Here is a 19,424-nt window from a genome sequence, read left to right on the forward strand (position 1 = left end):
GTTATTATATTTCAAATTCCATTTCATAATTTTATTAAAAAAGAGAAAGAATATGTCAGACGAAAGAGTTAGATACAGCGATGCTGATTTACAGGAATTTAAAGCGATCATTAAAGAAAAAATAGAAAAAGCAGAAAAGGATCTTCAGCTTATCAGAGAAAGTTTTATCAATGACCAGAATAATGGTACTGATGATACGTCTCCTACTTTCAAAGCTTTTGAAGAAGGAGCAGAAACGCTAAGCAAAGAGCAGAATTCTATTTTGGCAGGAAGACAGGAAAAATTCGTGCGTGATCTTAAAAATGCTTTGATCAGAATCGAAAATAAAACGTATGGTGTTTGCAGAGTAACAGGAAAGCTGATTCCTAAGGAAAGGCTTTTAGCCGTTCCTCACGCTACGTTGAGCATCGAAGCGAAAAACATGCAAAAATAACCGTAAGGTTTGTAAAATAACATTGGGTTTATATCGTATTTACGGATACTTTATAAACCTAATTTTTAATGTATACCCATGAACGAATTATTAATTTTGGGAGTGATCATTGCCGTAGTTATATTATTTTTCAACAGAGAATGGATCAAAAACAGATTCTTCCCTGATCGGAAAAAAAATTATAATTATACCATTGATGATCAATTCAATTCTGATAAACGCGAGCGGGAGAAAGAAATCGACAGACTTTTGAGTAAGATGGGCAAAAACGGAGTCAATGATCTGTCTGAGAAAGACAGGAAAAGACTTGATGAGCTGTCCAAAATGTAAATAATAAATATAAGAAATGGAATCTATCATAGTACATCCTAAGAATTCTATGGAGCTGAGTGCACTGAAAAGCGTACTCAAAGAAATGGGCATTAAATTTGAAAAAGCACATGTTAAGAGCTCTTTCAATGGACAGAAAGTGGTCAAGAAAGCAAGCGATAATAAAAATGTAAAGCCGGCTTCAAAGCCTTCAAAACCTAAAGGACAATAATGAAAAAGATCTTAGCAATAACACTTTTAGTGTTATTCATTGACCAGGCTTCAAAAATTTATATCAAAACCCATTTTGAACTGAATGAGAGCATTCCTGTTATCAATGGTTTCTTTAACAAAACTTTTGTGGAAAATCCCGGAATGGCCTATGGATTTCATTTCGGAGGAATTATCGGGAAATATTTTCTGGTTATCCTCAGAGTTTTCCTGATCGGAGGGATGATCTATATGTTCAAAAAATGGTTGAAAGAAGGAGCTTCTAATTATCTTTTAGTTCCCATGGCGATCATTTTTGCAGGCGCTATCGGAAATCTTATTGACGGAATGTTCTATGGAATGATCTTCGACAGCGGAACAGTTTATGACGCCAGCACTGACCGATGGATTGGCTATGGCGGAATTTCCAAACTTGTTCCTTTCGGACACGGATATTCCACATTTATGAAAGGATGTGTAGTGGATATGCTTCATTTCCCGGTGGTAGACTGGTACGTTCCTGAAAGCTGGCCTTTGATAGGAGGAAAACATATTGAGTTCTTTAAATATATTTTCAATGTTGCTGATTCTGCGATCACAGTAGGTGCCGCATTCTTATTAATATTCAGAAAAAAAGCTTTCCCAAACGGTCTGGAGTTTTAAAAGATATATTTTCGGATGAAAAAAATAATCAAAAATATTATTAAATTTTTCCTGCTTCTTTTCGTTGCAGGAATTATTTTTATTGCCTGGGCGAATTACAGCATCAAAAGTGACAGCGCACCATTTCTTTCCTACAATACTGCTGATGTACCACAAGTAAAAACCGCATTATTACTGGGAACCGGAAAACTTCTGAGCAATGGAACTCCAAATGCTTATTTCTATAACAGAATTAAGGCTGCAAGTGATTTATACAAAAGCGGGAAAATACAATACATCATCGTTAGTGGTGATAACAGTACCAAGGATTATAACGAACCTGAAGATATGCAGCTGGCATTGATGCAGGAAGGAATTCCACAGAATAAAATTATTTTAGACCATGCAGGATTCAGGACGCTGGATTCCGTGGTAAGAGCAAAGGATATTTTCAGCCAGACAAAACTGATCATTATCTCTCAGAAGTTTCACAATGAAAGGGCCGTTTTCCTGGCCAGAAAAAATGGCATGGAAGCCTTTGGATACAATGCAGCGGATGTGAATAAGTATGCAGGTTTAAAGACCAATTTAAGAGAGTATTTTGCAAAAGCTAAAGCCTATTGGGATCTTCTTTTTGGTGTGGAACCGAAATTTGGAGGAGAAAAAATTGTGATTCCTTAATATTTTTCCCACGGATTGCACAGATTTTCACGGATGATGCGTAAAGAGATATAGATTATTGAAGGTTGATACGTTTTGGCTAAAGCCAATGGATAGATGTTGAATTTTAAGCTGGCTGGGCTGAAGCCCACCCCTATTGAATTTTAATAACAACATCTTTTATCTTTTATCTTTTATCTTTTATCTTTTATCTTTCGTTATTCCCGTCAAACCTCGTAAATTTGCTATTCATTAATTTTTAAATATAAATTGTAAACAAATGTCAAGAATTCTTACCGGCATACAAGCCACCGGAACACCCCATCTTGGAAATTTATTAGGGGCTATTATTCCTGCTATCGAACTATCCAAGCAGGAAGGAAATGAATCATTTTTATTTATTGCGAATCTTCATACACTTACACAGATTAAGGATGCGCAGACTTTAAGACAAAATACCTACGAGATTGCTGCGGCTTGGCTTGCTTGTGGATTGGATACTGAAAAAACATATTTCTACAGACAAAGTGATATCGCTGAAACCTGTGAACTTTCTTGGCATTTATCATGTTTTTTCCCATACCAAAGATTAACATTAGCCCATTCATTTAAGGATAAAGCTGACAGACTTCAGGATGTAAATGCCGGTCTGTTTACCTACCCTATTCTGATGGCTGCAGATATTTTACTGTATGATGCTGAAATTGTACCTGTAGGAAAAGATCAGCTTCAGCACCTGGAATTTGCAAGAGATGTAGCTTCAAGATTCAACAACCAGATGGGTGAAATTCTTGTTCTTCCACAATCTGAACTTCAGGAGGACACTAAATATGTTCCCGGGACAGACGGACAGAAAATGTCAAAATCAAGAGGAAATATCATCAACATTTTCTTACCTGAAAAGGAGTTGAAGAAACAGGTGATGAGCATTGAATCAGATTCCAAGTCTTTAGAGGAACCTAAGGATCCTGAAACGGATAAAACATTCCAGATTTATCAGCTGATTGCTACGCCTGAACAGACTGAAGCATTAAGAGCAAAATATCTTGCCGGAAACTTCGGATACGGACATGCTAAGAAAGAATTGCTGGATCTTATCCTGGTACGTTTTGAGAAAGAAAGAGAAACGTTCACTTATTACATGAATAATCTTGATGAACTTGAAGCAAAACTTCAGCAAGGAGCGGAAAAAACAAGACCTATCGCGCTGGAAACACTTAAAAGAGTAAGAACAAGTTTAGGATTTTAATCCTGAGTTTTAAACATAAGAAAGCCTTTCGTCTGAAAGGCTTTTTCTATTGATATAAAGTATTATTATTGGGCATTATTCTTTGTCAGAATAAAGTAATGCATCTGATCTCCATATTCGTAATTAATATCCCAGCCCGGATATTGCTTGATAATGGTTTTGATGATAGACAGCCCTAATCCTGTAGAAGTATGATCTGATCCCCGTTTATAGAAACGGTTAAAGATTCTGGATTTATCTAAAGGTTCAGCACTTCCGCTGTTTTGAAATGTTATCCGATTATTTTCCACGATAATATTTAAAATCCCTTCCTGATGGTTATATTTAACTGCATTTTTAAGAAGGTTGGATAAAAGAATATCTGCAAGATCCTGATTAAAATCCGCAACAAATTTTCCTTTCTCAATAATACTGACCTCTACTTTTTTGAATGCAATGAAATCTTCATAATTCTGAACTAATTGAGCGATCATCACATTAAAATCAACATCTGAAGTTTTATTAAACTGACTGTTTTCAATTTTGGAAAGCATTAATAACGATTTGTTTAACCCAACCATTCTTCTCAGATCATTCTTTACTTCAGTAAGAAAAGTAAGGTTCTTTTTATCAAGATCATCATTCTGGATCATCAGATCAATTTTATTGATCACGATAGCCAAAGGAGTCTGAAGCTCATGGGAAGCGTTTTCAATAAACTGTTTCTGCTGATAGAAAACCAATTCATTACGTTCAATCATTTCATTAATTTCCACATTTAATTCTTCAAATTCGGTGATCTTATAGTTCTGCTTTTCCTGAGAAAAAGGAATTCCAAACTGATATTTTTTAAGTTTATCCAATATCTGATAGAATGGTCTCATAGCTTTATTAAGGAGATATCCGTTAACTGCTACGATACTTATCACCAAAAGGATATAAAGCACAATTAAGGCTGTTGTAAGATCATATATCAATTCGTCTTCTTCTACCGTAGATGTTCTGATGACAAGCCGCTGATGCCCTTTGAACTGATCAATAAAGTCGGCTTCCAAAACCCTGTAAGGCTGGTCTTTATCATCATATTCCATATAATACATCTTATTGTACAGCCTGCTTTTATTCTGATAATCTGCGGCTTTGATCGGATTGATTTTAAATTCATTGAATCCAAATTCATTATTCTTCAAAAGCTGAGGATTAAGATAAACAGCTTTAATAATCTGTATTTTTCTATCTCTTAAACCATCATCTACATTATCGTGTACTTCATCCAGAATGTAGGCATAAAAAAGACCTGCCCATACTGCTATAATCAGCAGCAGGATCATGATCAGGTATTTTATCGTGTAATATTTTAATGAAGTCTTCATCAGATGAATTTATATCCTATTCCGTATACAGCCTGGAAATCAGCTTCTGCATTGAGGGTTTTCAGTTTTTTACGAAGATTTTTAATCTGGGAATATATAAAATCCAGGCTGTCCGCCTGATCGATATAATCTCCCCAGATGGCTTCTGCCAGTGTTGTTTTTTGTAAGGTCTTTTCCGGATGAATCACAAAATAATAGAGAAGGTCATATTCTTTACGGTTAAGAACAAGCTCTTCATCACCTACTTTCACCGTTCTGTTCTCCGGGTCAATGCTGATATTTTTGTAGCGGATGATATTTTCGCCATCCTGATTTTTTCTTCTGATCACAGATTTGATTCTCGCCATCAGTTCTGCAAGATGGAAAGGTTTAGCAAGATAATCATCTGCTCCTATTTCCAGTCCGGCCACCTTATCATCTACTGAGTCTTTGGCAGAAAGGATGATCACAGGGTCTTTCTTGTGCATTTTTTTGATCTCTTTCAGCAGATCGATTCCGTTTCCGTCAGGCAGCATGATATCCAGCAAAATACAGTCGTATTCGTAAGAAATAATTTTCTCCAGTCCGCCACTGTAATTTTCTGCATACTCTACAATGAAGTGTTCTGCCTCCAGAAATTTCTGTACGGTATCTTTCAGTTCGGGTTCATCTTCTACTATTAAAATCTTCATATTCCGGATCTATATGCTCTGGTGCACGATTAACTTATGTCAAATATAGGAAATTATAAGGAGGGAAGCTGGAGAAAGGAATATACATCCGAAAGTCTACGATAATATCATCAGTATAAGGGTTATGTGATAAATTACTGATAATAAATCTACAAAATGGAAATGCTCTCTGCCGGATTCCCTCAGGTTCTTTTTCATAAAGAATCTAATTTGATTTCACATTCAGGCCATCTGCATCAAAAACAAGACACAGACCATTCATCAAATGAATTTTGTAAGCACTGTGTTCTTTTTCAATAGAATCAATGATGCTGCAAGGATGATTTCTTGTCATAAATGATACCATATTCTTTCTAATCTGAGCAGAAGACATCTTTCCTCCGTTACTCTTTATTACATTCCAATTGATCATAGTATTACTATTTAGTGTTTGTATTCGGTTAAGTGTTAATCATCGATTCTTTTAAAATTCCCGTTTCTATCGAATTCAAGCTCCAATCCATTGGAAAGTTCTGCTTTATAAGACCATCTTTTCTTTTCAATCTTAATAATGTAAGTGTTAGGAAAGTTTTTCGTGATGTAATTTCTGATTGAAACAGGAATGAAACCATATGGAATTTTCTGGTGTTTTCCATCTACTTCTTTCCAGTTTCCATTGCTGTCAAACTCCATTTTCATTCCGTTCGTCAGATATACTTTGTACTCATCTACTCCATAGATTTCTCTGTCTTCTATTGCCGAGGTCACAGGTATTCCTTTAAAATGAGCAGCAAGAAAGTTTTTAGCTGTTTTCGGTAACTGATTCGCATTGATTGCTCTGTCCTGTGCGGCTACTAAGCCTCCCACTAATAAAAAAATAATCATTAATACTCCTGTGATTTTCTTTACATTTTTCATACTATTACATTTTCTGTTATTATTATGAAGCAAAGTTGCTAATCAATTTGGGAAAGAATTGGGAAAAATGATTTTGGTGGAGAAATTTAAGTTAACCACACATTGAAACAGATGATCACCAATGTTTGTATTGATTTATGAAAATTGAAAACAGAAAAGCCACTAAGGCGGTCTTAGTGGCTTTTTATCAAATCTTATGATCTTATATATTTCTATAAATATTCTTTGATCTGCTGAAGATGGGTAATGGCTTTTAAACCTTCTTTCTGCTTATCTTCTTTATAAACATCGAAGAAGATCGCATCCATTCCGAAATCTGTAGCTCCCATGGCATCTGCAATCCAATCATCCCCAATCAGGATACTTTCTTCTTTGCTGGCTTCAGAAAGGCCTAATGAATATTCAAAAATCCTTGGATTGGGTTTTCTTACTCCTACTGCATCTGCACTGGTAATTGTCTTAAAATAAGGTGCAATTCCGGACAGGGTACATTTCCTTTCCGTTACTTCCTGAAAACCATTGGAAATAATATGCAGTGTATAATTTTTAGCTTTCAGATATTCCAAAACATCTTCTGCTCCTTCTACCAATTCGTTATGACTCACAATATTATCAAGGAAGTTTTCTTCAAAATAAAGGGCAAGCTCTTTATTATCTACTCCAAAATGTTTGAATGAATCATAAAAACGGTGTTCTCTCAAGTACTCTTTGCTAATAATTCCGTCTCTGATCTTTTCCCACAACTCTTCGTTAATATTGTGATAGACAGAATGAAACTCTTCAAAATCAATATGATATTTTGAAGTAATTTCCTGTTTTTCAAAAAGATCTTTAATGGTAAGATAGGCATTTCTGCGGTGATCCCAGAGTGTATTATCCAGGTCAAAAAAAACGTGCTGCATTTTCATACAGCACAAAGTTAATAATTTTAATTTTTTGTAATAGGATAATTTTTGCTCTTGCTTTTCACAATCTCAAGGCTTTTGGAAAAATTCAGCAAAAAATCAATTGTTTGTTTCTTAGGTTTCAAAGTTTTCACTTTTAAGGAGTCATTTTTTTTCATAAGCGAAGTATGTTTTCCTTAAAAACGTGAAATTTTACAAAATATTATTTATCTGGTTAATATTATATTGTTTTCGTCCATGATTTTTCTCAGGTTTATCAGTGCATACCTTACTCTTCCTAACGTAGTATTAATGCTCATCTCTGTATGGTCTGCAATTTCTTTGAAACTCAGACCATCAAAAAACCTCAGTTTGATTACCTCCTGCTGGTTTTGTGGCAAAAACAGTAACATCCTCATAAGATCCTCCTGAATCTGGTTGGTCACAAGCTGGTCCTCAATATTTTCTGAAGGTTCTCTGATCAAATCAAAGATAGAATATTCATCTGTTTCAAAAGTAGTTTCTGAAACTTTGATATTCTTGGATTTTGACCTGAAATGATCAATGATTAAATTGTGGGAAATTCTTTTCGCCCAAAGAATAAATTTGCCTTCTTCGTTATAGCGTCCTTCTTTCAGCATGACAATAATCTTCATGAATGTATCCTGGAAGATATCGTTAGCTAAATCTTCATCATTAATTTTGTAAAAAATGAATGTAAAAAGTTCTCTCTGATGACGGTGAATGAGGGTTGATAATGCATTCTCATCACCTTTCTGGTAAAGGGAAATTAGTAAACTATCCGATTTTGATTTCATAACTCTTCTCAATATAAATATTTGCAGACAGGCATTCTACCAGATATTTCTTCTGGCCTTTGCTGTATAAACAAAACAGTTCTAGAGTAGAGTCTCTTCTATAGGCAGTAGTACAATTATTATGATGTAAATATAATAATTTTTTAATAACTGTTAACCTATTATTAAATTTTATAGAGAAAAATCTAAAAAAAATCATTTAAACATGTCATGAATAAAGACTGTAGGAACATTTAATGTAAAATTAATATTCAGTCCTTTCATCTCTTTGCCGTTCAGTCGGGTATCTCCGATAGGAAAAGCATAACCTCCTGTAAGATCAAGCATCCCAAATAAGGTAACTCCTATCTTAGGGGCAATGTATTTATTGGTTCCTTCCACACCTGCTAAAAAGTAATATGAATGATAGAAGTCTACATTCTTTTCAAAATTAAGAAGGACATCAGCCTGTAGTTTGGGCATAATAGCAAATTTAGAATCCACAGATCCCATCATTGCAGATCCTCCTACTCTGTAAATCACATCATCATTTTTAAGGAAAAGTAATTTACCTCCTATTTCACCAAAACTTTGATTTTGGTAAGTATACCCTACACTGATCATTTTATGCATGGTATATTGAGCTTTTACTAATGTACTTAGCAAAAACAGAGACATGGCAGCAACTACAGTTCGAAAATTCATCATCTTTCTATATTATTAAGGTGTAAAATTAAAAAAAACTGCCTTATCCAAAGATAAAGCAGTTCATTTATTATTCTTTAAAGAGAAATTAAATTCCAAAAGCAGCTTTAATTTCCTCTACTTTGTCTAGTTTTTCCCATGTAAAGAACTCAAGCCCTTCTAATGTAAGCTCATTTTTATGTCCTTTATTGAAAGTTTTATCAGCTATATAGTGCTCTTTACCCATATGCCCGTAAGACGCTGTTTCCTGATAAATAGGATTTCTTAATTTCAAGTTCTGCTCAATAGCATAAGGCCTTAAATCAAAAATAGCAGAAACTTTTTTAGCGATATCTCCGTCATGAAGATCTACTTTCGCAGTTCCATAAGTGTTGATGTATAAACCACAAGGTTCAGCTACTCCAATGGCGTAAGAAACCTGTACCAAAACTTCATCCGCTACTCCGGCAGCCACTAAGTTCTTAGCAATATGTCTTGTTGCGTAAGCCGCACTTCTGTCTACTTTAGAAGGATCTTTTCCAGAGAAAGCACCACCACCGTGAGCTCCTTTACCTCCGTAGGTATCAACAATGATTTTTCTACCTGTAAGACCTGTATCTCCGTGAGGTCCTCCGATTACGAATTTCCCAGTAGGATTGATGTGATATTTGATCTGATCGTTGAATAAAGCCTTGATTTCTTCAGTTTGCTGTGCAACAACTCTTGGAACCAGAATATTTTTGATATCCTCACGGATTTTGTTCAGCATTTCTTCTTCACTTCCAAAGTCATCATGTTGGGTAGAAACTACGATAGAATCTATTCTGATTGGTTTATGATCGTCAGAATACTCAATGGTTACCTGGCTTTTTGCATCCGGACGAAGATAAGTGATTTCCTTATTTTCTCTTCTGATAGCAGAAAGTTCTTTCAAGATCGTATGGGCAAGATCCAATGCAAGAGGCATATAGTTTGCCGTTTCATTGGTAGCATACCCGAACATCATACCCTGATCTCCTGCTCCCTGTGCATTTGCTTTAGCTTCGAAAGACTCATCATTTACAGCTCTGTCAACTCCCTGGTTGATATCAGGTGACTGCTCATGGATAGCAGAAATAACTCCGCAAGAATCTCCGTTGAACATATATTCTCCTTTCGTATACCCGATTCCGTTGATTACTTCTCTTGCAATGGTCTGTACATCAAGGTAAGCATCTGATTTTACTTCTCCTGCCAATACCACCTGTCCGGTAGTTACAAGAGTTTCACATGCTACTTTTGAATCTTTATCATAGGCTAAGAAATGGTCGATTAATGCATCGGAAATCTGATCGGCAATTTTATCCGGATGTCCTTCTGAAACTGATTCAGATGTAAATAAATAAGACATATAATTCTTTTGTTTTTAAAGATTTAAAAAATTGTATTGCGAAAAATATGAATGAAATTGCCCAGAAAAAAGAATACTGTTTTAGCATTTTTTTATAGAGGTTGCAATCAGGTCAAATTTTTCCTCGTAATAAACGTCAGCAAATTTAAGTACTATTTTCGTAATACTCAAAAATTTTGTTTATTAATTATACTTTTATTTAAATTGATGATTTCTATCACTTTAAAGCATTTCCATTACTGAGGCTTAATGCTTACAAATTCTTTCGGACTTTCGTGGTAATTCAACTTAAGTTCTAAAGAAGTTTTGATAGAATGTGATAATTCATCAATAATTTTTTGCTTAAAAGTCGGTTTATAGTAAATAATACTGATTTCCCGATACGGGAAAGGTTTTTTAAATCTGAAAACATTTTTCTTCTGCTCTTCTGAAAGCTGGCTCAGTGCCAGTTCCGGCAGAATACTGATTCCTCCTACTTTATCTACCATGTGTACCAGAGTCTGGATATTGGAAGCTAAGAAATCTAAATTTTTAGGTTTCAGGGTATTTTCTTTAAGGTGACAAATATTTTCAAACTGATTTCTCAGACAGTTCCCTTCTTCAAGAAGCCATACTTTCTCTACATTCAGATCTTCCGGAATGATATAAGAATTCTTTTTGTTAGCTTCTGTATTGGAACTGTAAATCATCAACTCCTCATTGAACAGAAAATCCTGATAAAACTCGTCAGCGGTATCGTAAGGAGTGGAAATAATTCCGGCATCTAACTCTCCTGCTTTCAGCGCTTTAATAATATTATCAGTTGTCATTTCTTTTACATTCATCTGAATCTTCGGATTTTCCTCCAGGAATTTGAAAATCTCTGTTGGCAGAATGAAAGAAGACACCGTAGGAATGATTCCCAGATTGATAGTTCCTCCTAGAATATTATTCAAAAGGTTGGCTTTGTTTTTCAGCTCATTGACAGACTCGATAATTACTTTTGCCTGATCAATAATCTGAAGACCTACATCCGTGGTACGAATCGGGTGAGTAGTTCTGTCGAAAACCTTTACATCCAGTTCATCCTCAAATTTCTGTATCATGGCACTTAACGTAGGTTGGGTAATAAAACACGCCTGAGCGGCCTTACCAAAATGTTTATACTTATCAACGGCGATAAGATACTCCAGTTGCTGAATGTTCATTTGATTAATATTATCTATTACAAAGATATAACGTTTTTGCTATTAGCAATTAAAAATTCAAGTAAATTTGATATTCATTACCTTTACACTGGATTTAGGAAAAAGAAACAATTATTCAAATCATCAATTATATGGATTCTAAAAAATTAACGTTAAGTAACGGCGCACCTTATTTTGAACATCAGGATTCACAGACGGTAGGACCAAGAGGCCCGGTATTGCTGCAGGACTTTATTCTTCAGGAGAATCTTGCACATTTCGTTAGGGAAAGAATTCCTGAAAGGATTGTGCATGCCAAAGGAAGCGGAGCTTACGGAACGTTCACTGTAACACACGACATCAGCCAGTACACAAAAGCAAAGCTGTTTTCAAAAGTAGGAAACTCATGCAGAATGTTCGCAAGATTTTCCACTGTGGGAGGCGAAAAAGGAAGCGCAGATACGGCAAGAGACCCGAGAGGTTTTGCCTTAAAATTTTATACCGAAGACGGAAACTGGGATCTTGTAGGAAACAATACTCCCGTATTCTTTATTAAGGATGCAAAAAAATTCCCGGATTTTATTCACACTCAGAAAAGAGTGCCAAAAACCAACTTAAAAAGCGCCACTATGATGTGGGATTTCTGGAGCTTAAACCCAGAATCACTTCATCAGGTTCTTATACTAATGTCAGACAGAGGAACACCTCACGGCTACAGACATATGCACGGTTTCGGATCTCATACTTTCTCCATGATCAACGATAAAAATGAAAGAGTATGGGTGAAATTCCATTTTAAAACAAAACAAGGTGTAAAAAACTTTACGGAGGAAGAAGCCGTAAAAATGGCCGGAGAAAACCCGGACTTTGCACAGGAAGACCTTTGCAACGCTATTGAAAATGGGGATTTCCCTAAATGGACTTTATTTATACAGGTAATGACTGAGGAGCAGGCAAAAGATTTCAGATGGAATCCTTTTGATGTAACCAAAGTATGGTTCCACGATGATTTCCCTCTGATTGAAGTAGGCGAAATGGAGCTTAACGAAATACCTGTTAATTATTTTGCCCATGTGGAACAGTCTACTTTTTCACCAAGTAACTTAATTAACGGAATCAGTTTCTCACCGGACAAAATGCTTCAGGGAAGATTATTTTCATATCCTGATGCTCATCGTTACAGAGTAGGTGTCAATGCTCATCAGCTGGAAGTGAACAGATGTCCATTTGAAGTCAACAACTACCAAAGAGATGGTTATATGGCAGATTCAAGCCAGTACAAGGACAAACCTAATTATCATCCGAACAGTTTTGATGATATTAAAGCAGACTCATCTTATAAAAACTATGAATATGAGTTAGACAGTGCTCATGTTGCCAGCTACAACAGAAATGACAATGACAGTGATCACTATACCCAACCAGGGCTTTTGTATTCAAAAGCAATGAATGCTGAGGACAGAGATCATCTGATCAAAAATATTGTAGGCAGTATGAATGGCATTACAGGACCTAAAAAGGATGAGATTATCAACCGACAGCTATGTCACTTTTTCCGTGCTAACATAGAGCTTGGCATGAAAGTGGCTTCTCAACTAAACGTCAATATTGATGCAAATATGATGAATCATTCCAAATAATCATATTGAATGATAAATTAAAAAAAAGGAAAAAAAAATAATATTTTTTCCTTTTTTTTGTAAAAAATTCATAATTTGCAAAGGATGATATTTTAAAGTGGAAAAATGAGTTACGAGAACATATTATTAAAAAAAGAAGATAAATTATCTATTATTACCATAAACAGACCTGAGAGTTTAAATGCTTTAAATGCCAAAACAATTCAGGAAATCAGTACCGCACTGGATGAGCTTAACGCTGACACTTCATGTAGAGTCATTATCCTTACCGGAAGTGGAGAAAAATCTTTTGTAGCAGGAGCTGATATCAAGGAATTCAGTGAATTCGGACAGGAAAAAGCTGAAGAACTTGCAAGAAACGGACAAAATACATTGTTCAACAAGATTGAAAATATGTCTAAACCTGTCATTGCAGCCGTAAACGGTTTTGCATTAGGCGGAGGTTTGGAGCTTGCCATGGCCTGCCACATCAGATATGCATCGGAAAACGCCAGATTAGGACTTCCTGAAGTAACACTTGGATTGATTCCAGGATACGGAGGAACTCAGAGGCTTCCAAAGCTTGTAGGAAAAGGTATTGCCAATGAAATGATCTTCTCTGCCAAAATGATCCCTGCTCAAAAAGCAAAAGAGATCGGACTGGTGAATGAAGTATACCCTATTGAAGAATTATTAACCAAAACGAAAGAATTAGCAAACACGATTGCCTACAATTCACCAATGGCAATATCGAAGGCTATCAATGCCGTGAATTTATCGGATAGGGAAAAAGGTTTTGAAACTGAAATCAAATATTTCGGAGAACTTTTTGAAATGGAAGATAAGAAAGAAGGAGTTACTGCGTTTCTAGAGAAGAGAAAGCCTAACTTCTAAATCTTTCTAAAAGATTTTAATCCAAATTATTTCGAAAAAAAACAATGCTGCGGTATGAATAAGTTTGATAAAGCTTATCTAAAAATGGCTCAGGAATGGGCAAAACTCTCCTACTGTAAGAGAAAACAGGTGGGAGCTCTTATCGTAAAAGATAGGATGATTATTTCAGATGGTTACAACGGGACTCCTTCGGGATTCGAAAACTGCTGTGAAGATGAAGATGGAAAAACACACTGGTACGTATTGCATGCGGAAGCCAATGCTATATTAAAGCTGGCTGCCTCTACCCAATCTGCAAAAGGAGCAACGTTATATTTAACGCTGTCTCCCTGTAAAGAATGCAGCAAGCTGATTCTGCAGGCAGGGATTACGAGACTGGTGTACATTAATGAGTATTCGGATGACGATGGAATATCGTTCCTGAGAAACCATAATATTGAAATAGAACAAATATCGGACTGTGAACTAAAAAAATAAGCACAAATGACTTGGGATGAAAAGATCAAAGATTTTGAAATATTTCTTCGTTTCGAAAGAAATTTTTCAGAAAACACGCTCGACGCTTACGTTCGGGACATTAAGAAATTAAAAGATTACGCAGAAGAGGATCTGGAAAACGTCGGTCCAGACTCCATCGGTTACGAAAACCTGCAGGAATACATTTTCAATCTTTCCAAACAGAAATTCAGTGAGAGATCACAGGCAAGATGGATATCTTCCATCAAAGCTTTCTTCAAATTTCTGCTGGAGGATGAATATCGTGAAGACAATCCTGCGGCGTTACTTGAAGGCCCTAAACTGGGACTATATCTACCTGATACTTTAAGCCTGCCTGATATCAACAAAATTATTGCTGCTATTGAGGTCAATACAGATCTTGGAAAAAGAAACCACTGCATCATAGAGGTACTATATGGATGCGGACTTCGTGTTTCTGAACTGATCGATCTGAAGATCTCCAATATCAATTTCAAAGAGCAATATATCAAGGTACACGGAAAAGGAAATAAAACCCGCTTTGTTCCTTTAGCTGATTATACGGCTGATTTGCTTGAAAGTTATATCAAAGAGGTGCGTTCTAAAGGAAAAGTCAATAAGAAATATGAAGATACTCTGTTCTTAAACAGCCGTGGGACTTCTATGTCCAGAGTAATCGTATTTCTTATTATTAAAGAACTTACAGATAAAGCAGGGGTTAACAAAAAAATATCACCACATACATTCAGACATTCATTTGCAACCCATTTGTTACAGAATGGGGCAGATTTACGTTATATCCAGGAAATGCTGGGACACTCAAGTATTACCACAACGGAGATCTATACGCATCTGAAAACGGAAGAATTAAGGGATGTTATTTTGAGTTATCACCCGAGAAATATTAATATTGCTCAATGAAACTATTGAAATATTGCCCAAGCTGTGGCAAGGAGTCCTTACACTGGGATGGTGAAAAGAAATGGAGCTGTCCGGAATGTGGTTTTACTCTGTATAATAATGTGGCAGGTGCGGTAGCAGTTGTCATCAGATGTGGAGACGAAATTTATCTTACCAGAAGAAACAGAGATCCTAAAAAAGGGAAGCTCGATCTTGCAGGAGGATTTGTCGACCCTAAAGAAAGTGCAGAGGAAACCTGTAAAAGAGAACTTTTTGAAGAACTTCAGCTTGACATCAATATTTCGAACCTGAAATACCTTACCAGCCTTCCTAACATCTATCAATACAAGGAAATTGATTATAATACGATCGATCTCTTTTATGAATACAATGTTCCGGAAAAATTTGAGGTAAGTCTTGAACTCTCTGAAATCTCAGAAGCAGTCTGGATTCCTTTACAGGATCTGGATTTTGAAGATATCGCTTTCGATTCTCAGAAGAGATTTTTTGAGAGCTATATAAAGAAATAATTTTTGTAAAATATTCTCCCGCAGATTTTACAGACCGGACAGATATTTGTTTTAAATAATCTGCTTAGTTTGTAAAATCTGCGGGAGTTTTCTATGATAGAAACTAGTAGGTTTTAGTCTTCAGCATTTCTTCAAAATACTGAATCAGCAATGCTCTTTCCGCTTCTGAAAGATTGGCTTCTTTATGATAAACAATATAACCCGGCATCGGCATTGTTTTGTTCTGAATGGTCTGAACGGATTTAGTCAGCATATTTTCCTTCAGATCCTTATTATATGTTCCCCAGACAGAAAAATTAAGATGTTCGCGACCTTCATTCACGTGACTCTTCACAGACCATGAAACGGGAGCAATAAAAGCATATTTCGGATAAACCGTTTCATTGGAATGACAGTCATAGCATGCATTTTTAAGCAGCGTTCTGATCTTTTCCGGTGATTTCCTTGCATCAACAAAGTTTACCTTCGTATCCACAGGCTGATTGGTTCTATCGATAGGAAAGAACTGAATCAGGGCAAACGCCACCAATGTCCAGAATATTATTTTCTTAGCGATCTTCATCAACTTACTTTACTGGCGTTAAAACAGCATTTTGAGATTTTAATTCTTTTTTAGCTTCCTGTTTCACTTCAGTCGCAGCTGGTGGTGTTTCCACTACAGGAATTGCTACAGCGGGCGTAGCTCCTTTAGGATTATCAAGTGTTCTGGTATCCTTCAAATCCCACTCTTCTCTTGTTTCCCATAGACCTCTAATGATCACTTTTTTATAGAAAACATAGGCATCTTCAGCAAAAACATCATTTGCAAAATCTGCTTCATCCCAATATTTATTCCCGTTATTATCTACCAGAATTCTCACAATATATTCTCCAGGTTTCAGGATATCAAATTTTACTTTGTCTCCTTTTATATATCTCTGATAAGCAATTTTATCTGAAGAATCCAGCAGCTGAATCCAATAATTTGTCGTAGGTGCATTAGAAATGGAGAATTCAACACTTCCAAACTGGTCTATCTTGTCAACATCAAAATCGAAACGCTTAGACTGAGTATTTTTTGCATAGAAAGAGGATACGGTTTCTTTAGGTACGGTAAGCTCATAACTTTTCCCCATTACAAAATCTGACTGAACCTGAATCTGATAAGGATTTGTTTCTGAAATTCTCGCAGTAAATGGTAAAGTTGTTAAACTGTCTCCTTTGGCTCTTAAAGTCCATTTTGAAGGATCAATTTTATCAACAATATAGTTTGATGCAATTTTTAAATCTGCCTTTGGAGCGATAGAGGTTCCGTCGTTATCACTAAAGACATCCATAGCATTCTTCTTATTATATCTGTAAAATAAAGAAACACTGTAGGCACTGTCTTTTTTCGGACCTTTATTATGGGTGAAGATCAGCTTTTCATTTGCTTCCTGCCCCACATTATCCTTTACAGCATCAAACCAGATTCTCACCGAGTCTGATTTCGGATTGTGTGTTATCTTGACATCCTTTAATTTCTCGTTCAGCGACTGTACTTTTACTTCATCAGGATTTCCTTCAAAGGTCATCAGAACTCCTCCGGCTATCTCTTTCATTTCTACATACTTCACCGGTTTTTTGGAAGGGTATACCTTTAAGTTTAATCCTGAAATGGATTTCTCAAAATTGATGGGATCTTTCTGGAAACCTACTTTTTCTTTACCCGGATCATACATAGAATTTCCATTCTCGTCTTCAAAAGCAATAATTTTATATTTCCCAGGAGTCAGATAGTTTAATTCGTAATATCCGTCTTCATCTACCTTTGTGATATAGTAAGGTTTTTTCTTGTAATCCATTGTATCTTTTAGCTGATACAATCCTACCACAAGTTTATTTTCTGCTATAGTTCCTTCTTTCTTTTTAGTATTGAGAGCATCCTTCACTTCACCGCTGATATAAAGATCGTCCAATTTATCTCCTGTAGAAAAAGCAAAATTGAAATATCTTAGTATATTGGATTCGTTATTATCAACAATTGAGTTTCCAAAATTGAAATTATACGTTGTATTAGCCTGAAGGGTATCTGACCACTGAATCAGAACAAATTTGTTGGCAATATTGGACGGAAGAATCCTCGTTATCCCTTTTATGGGAGGTGAAATAATCAGGTTTTTATTGATATCCTTCAACGTCACATATTCATCAAAATCCAGACGGAGCTGGTGAATATCTCTTTTGACATTAATTCTTGTTGTATCAATGTTTGAACTTAAAAATTTCGGTGCCAGAGTATCTTTAGGCCCTCCAACAGGAGATCCTACTCTTGCACATGAATGTACAAGAAAACAGATAACGAATAATAAAAGAAACCTTTTCATGAAAATGTTTAGGCAAAAGTAAACATTATTCTCCAAAAACTTCCTGTCCGGAATTTAAAGTATCTTTATTGTCATGCATCACCGTATGAAGTTTCTCTTTCTGTAAAGGGAAATCTTCAAATAATCCTGATAATGCAAGAGCTGTATATACTTTGTTTGAATATTTATTTCCAATAGCTACAATGGTAACCTTAGATTTTAAAAGATGGGCAAATACCGAGTTGGTGCCATGCCACCATCCGTTGTGATAGGTCAGCTTCTCGCCATTATCGAATATTTTCATTCTGAATCCTAACCCATAATTATTCATTCCTGCTTTCTCATTGCTGTAAGGAGTAAATACCATCTGCATCAGTTCCGGTTTCAGGAAATTTTTCGAAAACATTGCTTTTGAGAAGTTGTACAAATCTCTTGGTGTAGTGTACACATTTTTATCTCCGTAAATCAGATCAAGTCTGTCTAAAGGATACAACTTATTTCCTCCATAATAGAAAGACTGCGAAGCTGTAGGAATATCTTTTTCCTGGAAGATGTACGTGTTATTCATTTTCAATGGTGTGAAAACCATTTCTTTCATCGCCTGAGGGAAAGGAGTTTTAGTCACTTTCTCAATTAATAAAGCCAATAAAGCAAAATTCGTGTTGCAATACATAAATCCTGTATCCGTATCTCTTGCCAGATCAGGTTTATATTTGATGATCATATTCAATACATCTTCGTTGGTAATAAAAGGCTTGGAAAGTTCTGCCGGAGCAGGTTGTATCTTGGTAATAAAATATTCATATTTTGGAAGACCGCTTCTTTGATCCAATAAAGTCTGAACGGTAACATTCGGATAGGGAAATCCTGGAAAAAACTGCGTAAGGTGATCCGTTAATTTTATTTTTCCGGCCTCTATAAGCTTCATCATAGCCATTGCCGTTAAAGTCTTTGAAACTGAAGCAACGTGCAAAGGTGTATTTTTATCGATTGGCATTTGGTTTCCTTCTCTTCCGAAACCTCTGTAATTTTCATACAGGATTTCATCACCTTTGGCAACAAGAATTCCACCACTAAGGTCTCCTCCTTCCCATATTTTTTTGTAATACTGATCTATATAACTTACGGTAGTTTGTCTGTTCAAAAGCTGTCCGTCACCCTTTGTAAAAATATCACTCAGATCTACATTTCCATAGTTGGGCAGATTGGTTGTATTTTCAGCCGAAACTTCTTTGGCTTCAGACTTTTTTTTACAGGAAAATATTGATAATAGAACAGTTAAAATAAGTACAAAATTACGCGTCGTCATGTGATTCAAAAATGAGTGGCAATTTAA

Annotated in this window: 23 protein-coding genes; 11 read left to right on the top strand and 12 right to left on the bottom strand. The window is 35.7% G+C overall.

The annotated features are described in order from the left end of the window. Window positions 1–52: 52 nt before the first annotated feature. The 6 genes from RHP76_RS13525 (at window position 53) to trpS (ending at window position 3,503) form a co-directional block, all read left to right on the top strand. Window positions 53–433 (top strand): TraR/DksA family transcriptional regulator, encoded by a 381-nt coding sequence (locus RHP76_RS13525; protein WP_002983772.1) that lies wholly within the window; start codon window positions 53–55, stop codon window positions 431–433. 78 nt (window positions 434–511) lie between these two features. Beyond that, window positions 512–763, top strand: a complete 252-nt coding sequence (locus RHP76_RS13530; protein WP_062675972.1) for a DUF6576 domain-containing protein — start codon at window positions 512–514, stop codon at window positions 761–763. 16 nt (window positions 764–779) lie between these two features. Further along, a complete protein-coding gene (locus RHP76_RS13535) occupies window positions 780–974 on the top strand; it encodes a DUF2683 family protein (protein WP_062675973.1) in 195 nt (64 codons plus the stop codon). After that, window positions 974–1,615, top strand: a complete 642-nt coding sequence (locus RHP76_RS13540) for a lipoprotein signal peptidase (RefSeq protein WP_034692496.1) — start codon at window positions 974–976, stop codon at window positions 1,613–1,615. The genes RHP76_RS13535 and RHP76_RS13540 overlap by 1 nt, the downstream gene beginning before the upstream one ends. A gap of 15 nt (window positions 1,616–1,630) precedes the next feature. Next, complete coding sequence (locus tag RHP76_RS13545; protein ID WP_288442750.1) at window positions 1,631–2,275, top strand: SanA/YdcF family protein; 645 nt, start codon at window positions 1,631–1,633, stop codon at window positions 2,273–2,275. Between the two features lie 259 nt (window positions 2,276–2,534). Then, window positions 2,535–3,503 (top strand): tryptophan--tRNA ligase, encoded by a 969-nt coding sequence (trpS, locus tag RHP76_RS13550; RefSeq protein ID WP_062675975.1) that lies wholly within the window; start codon window positions 2,535–2,537, stop codon window positions 3,501–3,503. A 65-nt stretch (window positions 3,504–3,568) separates the two neighbouring features. Here the strand turns inward: trpS and RHP76_RS13555 are convergent, their stop codons facing one another. The 9 genes from RHP76_RS13555 to RHP76_RS13595 all read right to left on the bottom strand — a co-directional run bounded on the left by RHP76_RS13555 (window position 3,569) and on the right by RHP76_RS13595 (window position 11,365). Further along, the gene (locus tag RHP76_RS13555; protein WP_120233224.1) at window positions 3,569–4,855 is read right to left on the bottom strand and encodes a sensor histidine kinase; all 1,287 of its coding nucleotides are present in this window, start codon (window positions 4,853–4,855) and stop codon (window positions 3,569–3,571) included. After that, the gene (locus tag RHP76_RS13560) at window positions 4,855–5,526 is read right to left on the bottom strand and encodes a response regulator transcription factor (protein WP_062675977.1); all 672 of its coding nucleotides are present in this window, start codon (window positions 5,524–5,526) and stop codon (window positions 4,855–4,857) included. Before RHP76_RS13560 ends, RHP76_RS13555 begins: the two co-directional genes overlap by 1 nt. A 205-nt stretch (window positions 5,527–5,731) precedes the next feature. Further along, the gene (locus tag RHP76_RS13565; protein ID WP_311228395.1) at window positions 5,732–5,938 is read right to left on the bottom strand and encodes a hypothetical protein; all 207 of its coding nucleotides are present in this window, start codon (window positions 5,936–5,938) and stop codon (window positions 5,732–5,734) included. 35 nt (window positions 5,939–5,973) lie between these two features. Beyond that, window positions 5,974–6,423, bottom strand: coding sequence for a PepSY-like domain-containing protein (locus tag RHP76_RS13570; protein WP_062675978.1), 450 nt, complete (start codon window positions 6,421–6,423; stop codon window positions 5,974–5,976). Window positions 6,424–6,635: 212 nt separating this feature from the next. Beyond that, window positions 6,636–7,331 carry a YjjG family noncanonical pyrimidine nucleotidase gene (locus tag RHP76_RS13575; RefSeq protein WP_311228396.1) on the bottom strand — a complete coding sequence of 232 codons (696 nt, stop codon included), beginning with the start codon at window positions 7,329–7,331 and terminating at the stop codon, window positions 6,636–6,638. Between the two features lie 203 nt (window positions 7,332–7,534). Then, the gene (locus RHP76_RS13580; RefSeq protein WP_062675980.1) at window positions 7,535–8,125 is read right to left on the bottom strand and encodes an RNA polymerase sigma factor; all 591 of its coding nucleotides are present in this window, start codon (window positions 8,123–8,125) and stop codon (window positions 7,535–7,537) included. A gap of 195 nt (window positions 8,126–8,320) precedes the next feature. Then, window positions 8,321–8,812 carry a hypothetical protein gene (locus tag RHP76_RS13585; RefSeq protein WP_062675981.1) on the bottom strand — a complete coding sequence of 164 codons (492 nt, stop codon included), beginning with the start codon at window positions 8,810–8,812 and terminating at the stop codon, window positions 8,321–8,323. Window positions 8,813–8,897: 85 nt separating this feature from the next. Beyond that, the gene (gene metK / locus RHP76_RS13590; protein WP_062675982.1) at window positions 8,898–10,178 is read right to left on the bottom strand and encodes a methionine adenosyltransferase; all 1,281 of its coding nucleotides are present in this window, start codon (window positions 10,176–10,178) and stop codon (window positions 8,898–8,900) included. Between the two features lie 236 nt (window positions 10,179–10,414). Further along, window positions 10,415–11,365 (bottom strand): LysR substrate-binding domain-containing protein, encoded by a 951-nt coding sequence (locus RHP76_RS13595; RefSeq protein WP_034692517.1) that lies wholly within the window; start codon window positions 11,363–11,365, stop codon window positions 10,415–10,417. 131 nt (window positions 11,366–11,496) lie between these two features. Here RHP76_RS13595 and RHP76_RS13600 point away from each other — a divergent pair, with 131 nt between their 5' ends. The 5 genes from RHP76_RS13600 (at window position 11,497) to RHP76_RS13620 (ending at window position 15,764) form a co-directional block, all read left to right on the top strand. Continuing rightward, window positions 11,497–12,984, top strand: coding sequence for a catalase (locus tag RHP76_RS13600; RefSeq protein WP_311228397.1), 1,488 nt, complete (start codon window positions 11,497–11,499; stop codon window positions 12,982–12,984). Between the two features lie 105 nt (window positions 12,985–13,089). After that, window positions 13,090–13,857: an enoyl-CoA hydratase/isomerase family protein gene (locus tag RHP76_RS13605; protein WP_120233228.1), complete on the top strand. Its 768-nt coding sequence runs from the start codon at window positions 13,090–13,092 to the stop codon at window positions 13,855–13,857. A gap of 54 nt (window positions 13,858–13,911) precedes the next feature. After that, the gene (locus RHP76_RS13610; RefSeq protein WP_007844123.1) at window positions 13,912–14,334 is read left to right on the top strand and encodes a deoxycytidylate deaminase; all 423 of its coding nucleotides are present in this window, start codon (window positions 13,912–13,914) and stop codon (window positions 14,332–14,334) included. 6 nt (window positions 14,335–14,340) lie between these two features. Beyond that, window positions 14,341–15,255, top strand: a complete 915-nt coding sequence (gene xerD / locus RHP76_RS13615) for a site-specific tyrosine recombinase XerD (RefSeq protein ID WP_034692523.1) — start codon at window positions 14,341–14,343, stop codon at window positions 15,253–15,255. Beyond that, window positions 15,252–15,764 carry an NUDIX hydrolase gene (locus RHP76_RS13620; protein ID WP_311228398.1) on the top strand — a complete coding sequence of 171 codons (513 nt, stop codon included), beginning with the start codon at window positions 15,252–15,254 and terminating at the stop codon, window positions 15,762–15,764. The genes xerD and RHP76_RS13620 overlap by 4 nt, the downstream gene beginning before the upstream one ends. A 103-nt stretch (window positions 15,765–15,867) precedes the next feature. Here the strand turns inward: RHP76_RS13620 and RHP76_RS13625 are convergent, their stop codons facing one another. From RHP76_RS13625 to RHP76_RS13635, 3 genes are read right to left on the bottom strand one after another with little or no spacing between them, the layout of a single operon-like run. Beyond that, entirely contained in the window at window positions 15,868–16,326 is a 459-nt protein-coding gene (locus RHP76_RS13625; RefSeq protein WP_062675986.1) for a heme-binding domain-containing protein, read from the bottom strand. Window positions 16,327–16,330: 4 nt separating this feature from the next. After that, window positions 16,331–18,109, bottom strand: a complete 1,779-nt coding sequence (locus tag RHP76_RS13630) for an Ig-like domain-containing domain (RefSeq protein ID WP_311228399.1) — start codon at window positions 18,107–18,109, stop codon at window positions 16,331–16,333. A gap of 25 nt (window positions 18,110–18,134) precedes the next feature. Next, a complete protein-coding gene (locus RHP76_RS13635) occupies window positions 18,135–19,397 on the bottom strand; it encodes a serine hydrolase domain-containing protein (RefSeq protein ID WP_123277655.1) in 1,263 nt (420 codons plus the stop codon). Window positions 19,398–19,424: the final 27 nt, after the last annotated feature.

Source organism: Chryseobacterium sp. SG20098 (genome assembly GCF_031844745.1).
GTDB classification, from domain to species: domain Bacteria; phylum Bacteroidota; class Bacteroidia; order Flavobacteriales; family Weeksellaceae; genus Chryseobacterium; species Chryseobacterium cucumeris.